The 7,966-nt window shown below is 42.7% G+C and carries 8 protein-coding genes and 1 tRNA gene (1 of these 9 cut by a window edge); 8 read left to right on the top strand and 1 reads right to left on the bottom strand.

What is annotated here, in order from left to right; genetic code table 11:
• The 5 genes from RT143_RS04495 to panD all read left to right on the top strand — a co-directional run.
• Positions 1 to 23, top strand: a tRNA-Gln gene (locus tag RT143_RS04495) (it extends 153 nt beyond the left edge of the window).
• Positions 24 to 151: 128 nt separating this feature from the next.
• Positions 152 to 1,102 carry a ribose-phosphate pyrophosphokinase gene (locus RT143_RS04490; protein WP_007117244.1) on the top strand — a complete coding sequence of 317 codons (951 nt, stop codon included), beginning with the start codon at positions 152 to 154 and terminating at the stop codon, positions 1,100 to 1,102.
• Positions 1,103 to 1,389: 287 nt separating this feature from the next.
• A complete protein-coding gene (locus RT143_RS04485) occupies positions 1,390 to 2,115 on the top strand; it encodes a 50S ribosomal protein L25/general stress protein Ctc (RefSeq protein WP_099833396.1) in 726 nt (241 codons plus the stop codon).
• Positions 2,116 to 2,152: 37 nt separating this feature from the next.
• Positions 2,153 to 2,740: an aminoacyl-tRNA hydrolase gene (pth, locus tag RT143_RS04480; protein WP_313091479.1), complete on the top strand. Its 588-nt coding sequence runs from the start codon at positions 2,153 to 2,155 to the stop codon at positions 2,738 to 2,740.
• A gap of 214 nt (positions 2,741 to 2,954) precedes the next feature.
• Complete coding sequence (gene panD, locus RT143_RS04475; RefSeq protein ID WP_036589204.1) at positions 2,955 to 3,335, top strand: aspartate 1-decarboxylase; 381 nt, start codon at positions 2,955 to 2,957, stop codon at positions 3,333 to 3,335.
• 289 nt (positions 3,336 to 3,624) lie between these two features.
• Here panD and RT143_RS04470 read toward each other — a convergent pair whose 3' ends face one another.
• Positions 3,625 to 4,251, bottom strand: a complete 627-nt coding sequence (locus tag RT143_RS04470; RefSeq protein ID WP_313091478.1) for a superoxide dismutase — start codon at positions 4,249 to 4,251, stop codon at positions 3,625 to 3,627.
• A 539-nt stretch (positions 4,252 to 4,790) separates the two neighbouring features.
• Between RT143_RS04470 and rdgB the strand changes: the two genes are divergently transcribed.
• The 3 genes from rdgB to clpP all read left to right on the top strand — a co-directional run bounded on the left by rdgB (position 4,791) and on the right by clpP (position 7,936).
• Positions 4,791 to 5,441 (top strand): RdgB/HAM1 family non-canonical purine NTP pyrophosphatase, encoded by a 651-nt coding sequence (rdgB, locus tag RT143_RS04465; RefSeq protein ID WP_313091476.1) that lies wholly within the window; start codon positions 4,791 to 4,793, stop codon positions 5,439 to 5,441.
• 318 nt (positions 5,442 to 5,759) lie between these two features.
• Positions 5,760 to 7,124 (top strand): trigger factor, encoded by a 1,365-nt coding sequence (gene tig / locus RT143_RS04460; protein WP_050325015.1) that lies wholly within the window; start codon positions 5,760 to 5,762, stop codon positions 7,122 to 7,124.
• 137 nt (positions 7,125 to 7,261) lie between these two features.
• Entirely contained in the window at positions 7,262 to 7,936 is a 675-nt protein-coding gene (clpP, locus tag RT143_RS04455) for an ATP-dependent Clp endopeptidase proteolytic subunit ClpP (RefSeq protein WP_007117251.1), read from the top strand.
• Positions 7,937 to 7,966: the final 30 nt, after the last annotated feature.

Genomic DNA, 7,966 nt, shown 5'->3' with positions numbered 1-7,966 from the left:
TTCGAGTCCAGCTACCCCTGCCATTTTCTTTACTAACCCATTTTTAGTAGTTGACGTAATGACGTTTTTCTCATCCTAATTGTAAAAGTTAGCTGATGAGTTTTTTTTGTTTGATGAAACCGTCGTTGGTCTAGAAAAATAGGACTCGCATATGCCTTATTTGGCGATTTTTACCGGAAATGCCCATCCAGAATTGGCAAAAAATGTCACCAATCACTTACATATTCCGCTAGGACGTGCCGATGTGACGCGTTTTTCGGATGGTGAAGTCGCGGTTGAAATCCAAGAGAATGTACGTGGTAAAGACGTCTTTATCCTACAATCAACTTGCTCACCGACCAATGACAATTTGATGGAAATCATGGTAATGGCAGATGCCTTGCGCCGTGCCAGTGCAGGTCGTATTACGGCAGTGATGCCCTATTTTGGTTATGCGCGTCAAGACCGTCGTCCTCGCTCAGCGCGTGTCCCTATCTCAGCAAAAGTGGTCGCTGATATGCTCAATATCGTGAGCATTGACCGTGTTGTTACCGTGGATTTGCACTCAGACCAGATTCAAGGTTTCTTTGATATTCCTGTAGACAATATTTACGGTACGCCGGTTTTATTTAAAGATTTACGTGAGCAAAAATACGATAACTTGATGGTAGTATCCCCTGACGTGGGCGGTGTGGTGCGTGCCCGTGCAATGGCAAAACAGTTAGGCGATGCCGACATGGCAATTATCGATAAACGCCGCGCCAAAGCCAATGAATCAGAAGTGATGCATATTATCGGTGATGTTAAAGACCGCGATTGCGTGATTATTGATGATATGGTGGATACCGCAGGTACCCTGTGTAAAGCCGCTGCCGCATTAAAAGAACGTGGCGCGCGCCGTGTGGTGGGTTATATCACTCACCCCGTATTGTCAGGTAAAGCAATCCAAACAATTGCAGCGTCAGTGCTTGATGAACTTGTCGTAACCGATACTATCCCACTGTCAGATGCCGCAAAAAATACGGGCAAAATTCGCCAAGTGACCATTGCGCCTATGCTGGCTGAAGCGCTACGTCGTATCAACAATGAAGAATCATTGAGTGCGATGTTTGATATTATGTAGGTGATTTTAGGCAATACTAGCCAACATGTAAGATGCGAGCTTATTGGTTCCGTCCATGTTGCTATTGTTAACTTGCTATTTGCAAAATAATTGTTAAAGTTTTGCCATTTTTTAAAAAAGTGGCAATTAACGCATAAATTGGTCGCAAATTTATGCTTTTTTTCACTCGCTAGTCACTTGCCAATCTTTTTAATTAAAGCTTTGTAAGTAGAGCTTTGTAAGTAAAGGCAAAAAGCCAAGTCATACTGACAAGGCACCCATGACTAGCCTAACCCAAGGAAACTCCCATGAGTAACCAAACTTTTGAATTAAACGCTGTCGTACGTGGCGACGAGTTACAAGGTAAAGGTGCGAGCCGCCGCCTTCGTAAACAAAACCTAGTACCAGCAATCGTATACGGTGCAGACAAAGAGCCAGCCTCTATTGCTATCCGTTACAATGAATTGATTAAATCACTTGAAACAGAAAGTTTCTTCTCTCACATTTTGACCATCAACGTAGAAGGTCAAGGTACAGAAGAAGTGGTGATTAAAGCATTACAACGTCATCCAGCTAAAAACACCCCAATGCACGCTGACTTCCAACGTATCGTCCGTGGTCAAGCGATGCACATCACTGTTCCTGTACACTATGTAGGCGCTGAAGATGCACCAGGTCATAAAGCAGGCGGTATCTTTGTATCGAATGCCACTGAACTTGAAATCACTGCCATTCCTTCAAAAATCCCAGAATACTTGACAGTCGATGTATCTGGCATGAACGTCGGTGATTCGATTCACTTGTTAGATATCCAGTTACCTGAAGGCGTGGTCATTCGTGAGCTTGAAGTGACTGAACCATTTAACCGTACTGTGGCTACTATGCAAGCGCCAACGGTGGAAGTTGAAGAGCCAATCGAGCCAGAAGCAAATGAAGAAGCTGCCGGTACTCGTGATCCTGAAGGTGACGAAGAAGCACGTAAGCTTCAAGCACAAGATGACACCCATGATGCCCCAAAATCTGATGATGAATAATCATTTGTCATTTGCCGCTTAAGTTGGAATAATCAGCGTGTCAAAACTGAAACTGATTGTCGGACTTGGCAACCCAGGTCAGCAGTATGCCCAAACACGGCATAATGCTGGCTTTTGGTTTGTGGAGCGTATAAGCGAGACGTTTAACATCACCATGACGTTGGATAAAAAATTTCATGGTTTGGTTGGACGTGGCGTAGTGTATGGCATGGATATACGCTTATTGTTACCGCATACTTTTATGAATAAATCAGGGGAAGCGGTGGTGCCGATGGTGAATTTTTATGGCATCCACAATGACGAACTGCTGATTGTTCATGATGAGCTTGACCTTGATGTGGGTCGTATGCGCTTAAAAACAGGCGGTGGTCATGGCGGTCATAATGGACTGCGTGATATCGTGCCGCATATCGGTGCAGATTTTCACCGTTTACGTTTGGGGATTGGTCATCCAGGACATAAGTCCAAAGTATCGGGTTATGTGCTTGGCAAACCGACCGCTGACGAGCAAATCGCATTTGACAGTATGCTAGATGCTGCCATGCGTACCCTGCCCGATTTGGTAACAGGTGACTTAGCCAAAGCCCAGCAAGCCATCAATAGTTTTAAACTACCCCATGACTAACGTTAACCAAAGGACAAGATTGATAAATCTTAGGGTCTATCCTTGAACTTTTATTTTCCTTCCATATATTGATTGCAAGATGGATGAATTTCTCACCTTAGATTTCAATCATGTTTAAATTTTATCGAGTTGGTTAATAGCCTCTCATGACTAGCCTGCTCACTTTTACCACAATGACGCGCATCGCGTTAACCTGACAAGGTAAGGAACGATCATGTTATTAACCCTATTAAAAGCCAAACTTCACCGCGCGCGTGTGACCCATTGTGAGCTTCACTACGAAGGTTCATGTGGCATTGATAGCGAGTTACTCGACTTGGCGGGCATCCGTGAGAACGAATCAATCGACATTTACAATGTCAACAATGGTAAACGCTTTCGCACCTATGCGATTCGTGCAGAAGCAGGCTCAAAAATGATTTCGCTTAACGGAGCAGCCGCTCACATGGCGGATTTAGGCGATGTAGTGATTATCGCTGCTTATGCGCAAATGGATGAGAAGGAAGCCGACAACCATCATCCACGCTTGGTTTACCTTGATGAAGGTAATATTGTTAAAGACACTGCCAACGTGATTCCTGTACAAGTCTCTTAAAACCCCTTTATCGTCACCACAAATTTGCGAATAAACAAGGCGAGCTATTAAATACTCGCCTTTTTGTTGTCTACATTTTTTATCTTTAGACAATGCGTTTGGCTGATAGGTAGATTAATAGGTTTAAGCGTAGATTTTACCTTACCCGTTTGCTTGCGATAGGTCAGGTAGCGGAAAGCCGAATAAATAATTAACAAAATTTTACTTTTAGTGTCCGTTAATAAAAAAGCCGAAATTGATTCGGCTTTTTTTAAACGATTAAAGGACTTAAAAAAGCAAAGATAGATGATTATTTCTCTACGCCAGCTGGTTGACCTTTGTATTTGGCGTTTGCGTAATCCCAGTTGACGAGTTTATCTAGGAAGGTGTCAACGTAGTCTGGACGACGATTACGGTAGTCGATGTAGTAAGCATGCTCCCACACGTCACAAGTCAATACCGCAACTTGGTTATGGGCTAATGGGGTGTCTGCGTTTGCCGTTTTGATGATTGATAATTGACCACCAACGCTGTCAGCTACTAACCATGCCCAACCTGAACCAAATTGGCTTACGGCCGCGTTTTTGAATTCTTCACGGAATTTTGCATACGAACCAAATGCTTCTTCGATTTTGGCTTTTAGATCACCCGTTGGCTCACCGCCACCATTGGCTGTCAAGCAGTTCCAGTAGAAAGTATGGTTCCAAACTTGTGCGGCTTGGTTAAAGATGGTCGCTTTGCTGCTATCACCTGCGGTGGCTTTGATGATTTCATCTAGCTCTTTGCCTTCAAGACCTGAACCTGGTAGTAGCTCATTTAGTTTGTTGACATACGCTGCATGGTGTTTGTCATGGTGAAATTCTAGGGTCTCTGCGCTGATATGTGGCTCAAGCGCGTTTTTGGCGTATGGTAAATCTGGTAATGTAATGTGTGACATGTTATTTTCCTTTTTCCTTCGCTATTGTTGTGATGACTTTATGATAAAAGTAACCACATGCCATTTGTATGATAAAAGCTTTGTATTAAAAGCGCATATATCAAAACCATATCCAAAATGGCAAGTTGGCTGGGTTGATGTTATTTAGTTTATGTTATTTATCTATGCTTCATCAAGCTTTATCAAGGGTTAAAACCACTCACTAATTTTGCTATCTTTAGCTTTGTTTATTAACCTTGCTATCATTAGCCTTGATAATATCCTCATAACACATGGGTTATTTTGCCATAAAAATTGGCAGAATTTAACCGTTTCTATAGTGGGGATTTATTATCTTGTGAGGTGAAAATCAATGAGTGAATGCTAATAAGCTGATTTTTAACCCGTTACTTGCTATTTGATGATAGCAAATTACTCAAAAAAAACTGTAGTGGTTTGGTATAAGGCTTTTGCAATGTGAGTATTTGCAGCGCGAGCTACTATCAACTATGCTATGATAGGGTCAAGTTTTTTATGCAAAATATAAGTAGTGGGTCTGTATGTCAGTTTCTATCCCCAATCAAATATTTCCTACCCGCCAATTAGTCCTCGCCAGTAATAACCAAGGCAAACTCGCGGAATTCAAGCAATTATTTGAACAAGCCAATCTTGAAATAACAGTCATCCCACAAGGGCAATTGGGCATTGAGGATGCGGTCGAAGATGGACTTAGTTTTATTGAAAACGCGCTGATTAAAGCCCGTCATGCCAGCCGTATTAGCGGACTGCCTGCGATTGCTGATGATTCGGGTTTATGTGTACCTATTTTGGGCGGTCAACCTGGGATTTATTCTGCGCGTTTTGCCCAAGATGAAGCCAGCTTTAGCCAGCATAAAGACTTAGCCAACAACCAAAAATTATTGCGGCTGCTTGAACCCCACAGACACACGAATGAGCCGATTATCGGGCAGTTTGTTTGCGTGTTGGCACTCGTGCGCCATGCCGAAGACCCGCTACCCATCATTGCCCAAGGGATTTGGCAAGGTGAAATCTTGCCCGCCCCGCAAGGTGAACTTGGTTTTGGTTATGACCCGCTATTTTGGGTACCTAGCGTACAAAAAAGCGCTGCCGAGATGCAAAAGACCGATAAAAACCGCATCAGTCATCGTGGGCAAGCGATGCAACAACTGCTAATGCAATTGATGAAGTAAAGTAGTGCAATTGGTAAAGTAAAGGTTTTCAACTCATGCCTATCACTTGCAAGCAAATAGACAAGGTGTGACTGCTAAGGTATTCGATACAGAGATTTTACAGCAACAATTTTTTTACTTTACTAGATGATTAATTTATACTATACCACTTTCGGTTAATTTTTGCCTTTTAGCATGCGTTAACCAACAGATTTTGGATTGCGTATTTTATAGGCTTTTTTCAATCACTTTAAAAGCCTGATAACTTATCGCTATTTACCCTTATGAGTGAGTGGCACCCACGCTGCTCTTTTTTGATATTTTATGGAAGGTTTTGTTATGTCAAATTCAAATGTGTCAGATTCAACAGTTACTAACTTAGAAGTAACTACCAACAAAAAATCAAACCTTGAAACCCAAATCACGGTTAAAGTACCTGTGTCAACCATTCAAGGTCGTGTGGAAAAACGCATCAACCAAGTGGCAAAAACCGCTAAAATCGACGGTTTCCGTAAAGGTAAAGTCCCCGTATCACACATTCGCGCCCAATATGGCGCAGGCATCCAACAAGAAGTCATCAACGATGTGATTCGTGATACCGTATTTGATGCGATTCGTCAAGAAAACATCCGCGCTGTGGGTATGCCAAACATTGATGACGTGAAACTTGAAAACGACTTTTTGGTTTATCAAGCAACGGTTGAAGTATTCCCAGAAGTAGAAGTTCAAGGGTTATCAGACATTGAAGTTGAGCGTCAAGTTGCCAACGTGGGCGACGCAGATGTTGACACTATGATTGAAAACCTACAAAAACAACGCCAAACTTACGTTGCCAAAGATGATGCCGCAGATGAAGGCGACCAAGTGAAGTTTGACTTTGAAGGTTCAATCGACGGTGAAAAATTTGAAGGCGGTAGCGCACAAGACTTTAGCCTAGTCTTAGGTAGTGGTCGTATGATTCCAGGCTTTGAAGATGGTATCAAAGGCATGAAAGCAGGCGAAGAAAAAACCATCGATGTGACATTCCCAGAAGATTACCAAGCCGAAAACCTACAAGGCAAACAAGCACAGTTTAAAATCAACGTCAAATCAGTTGAGCAATCACAATTACCAGAGTTAAACGATGAGTTCCTTGAAGCATTTGGGGTAACAGAAGGCGGCTTAGACAAACTTAAAGCAGACGTGCGTAAAAACATGGAGCGCGAAGTAAAAAGCGCTGCCCGTAACCAAGTAAAAGAAGCAGCATTTAACGCCCTACTTGAAAAAAATGAAATCGACGTACCTGCATCGATGCTTGAGCAAGAAATCGATCGCCAACGTAGCATGATGTTAAACCGTTTTGCCCAACAATTTGGTGCAGATCCTAAAACTTTTAACAAAGATATGCTACCAAACGAATTATTTGAAGAGCAAGCCCTGCGCGCTGCCCGTCTTGGCATCATCGTTTCGAGCCTGATTGAGTCAAACAAACTTGAAGTTGACCAAGAACGTGTGACCACATACATCAACGAAATGGCAGAAAACTACGAAGATCCAAACGAAGTTATCGACTATTACACCAACAATGCGCAGGAACGTGCCAACATCGAAGCGGTGGTGTTAGAAGACCAAGTGGTCGATCATATCTTGTCTCAAGGTAAAGTGACTGATACTGAAGTATCTTACCAAGACTTACTAGCTAGCCAACAACAAGCGATGATGTAATAATTGGCTTAATTCATTCTTAGGCATTTAAGCTTAAGCATTTAAGAATGTATTTTTAATCAGCTTAGTAACTTGTTTTTATGCCAATTGCCCTTATAAACGATAAGGGCTTTTGCATATTTAAAAAGGACAATAACATGTTAGAAAAATTCTTGGACTCGCCTTTTGCGACGAGTCAAATCCAAAATACCGTAACCCGTGACGTGTTGTCACCACAAAGTGCTTTAGTACCTATGGTGGTCGAGCAATCGGCTCGCGGTGAGCGCTCATTTGACATCTATTCTCGCTTATTGCGTGAGCGTGTGGTGTTCTTAGCCGGTCAAGTTGAAGACCACATGGCGAATTTAATTGTCGCCCAGTTGTTGTTCCTAGAAGCGGAAAATCCAGAAAAAGACATTCACTTATACATTAATTCACCAGGTGGCTCTGTGAGTGCAGGTCTTGCGGTGTTTGACACCATGAACTTTATCCAGCCACAAGTGTCAACGATTTGTATGGGCGGTGCTTATAGCATGGGTTCATTCTTACTAGCGGCGGGTGAAAAAGGTAAACGCTATGCCTTAGCCAATGCGCGTGTGATGATTCACCAACCGTCAGGTGGGGCACAAGGTCAAGCGACCGATATTGAAATCAATGCGCGTGAAATCCTAAAAATCCGTGAACGCTTAAATAAAATCTTGGCAGAACGTACCGGACAGCCACTTGAGAAAATCGCCCGTGACGTCGAGCGTGACTATTGGCTAGATGCCCAAGAAGCCAAAGAATACGGTCTGATTGATGAAGTATTAGAAAAACGTCCAAGCATTGCTTAATAGGTTACACAATCACAAAGCAATTAAGAC

The organism is Moraxella sp. CTOTU48268 (assembly GCF_032069585.1).
GTDB classification, from domain to species: Bacteria; Pseudomonadota; Gammaproteobacteria; order Pseudomonadales; family Moraxellaceae; genus Faucicola; species Faucicola cinerea.
This window is presented reverse-complemented; position numbering and strand designations above follow the sequence as displayed.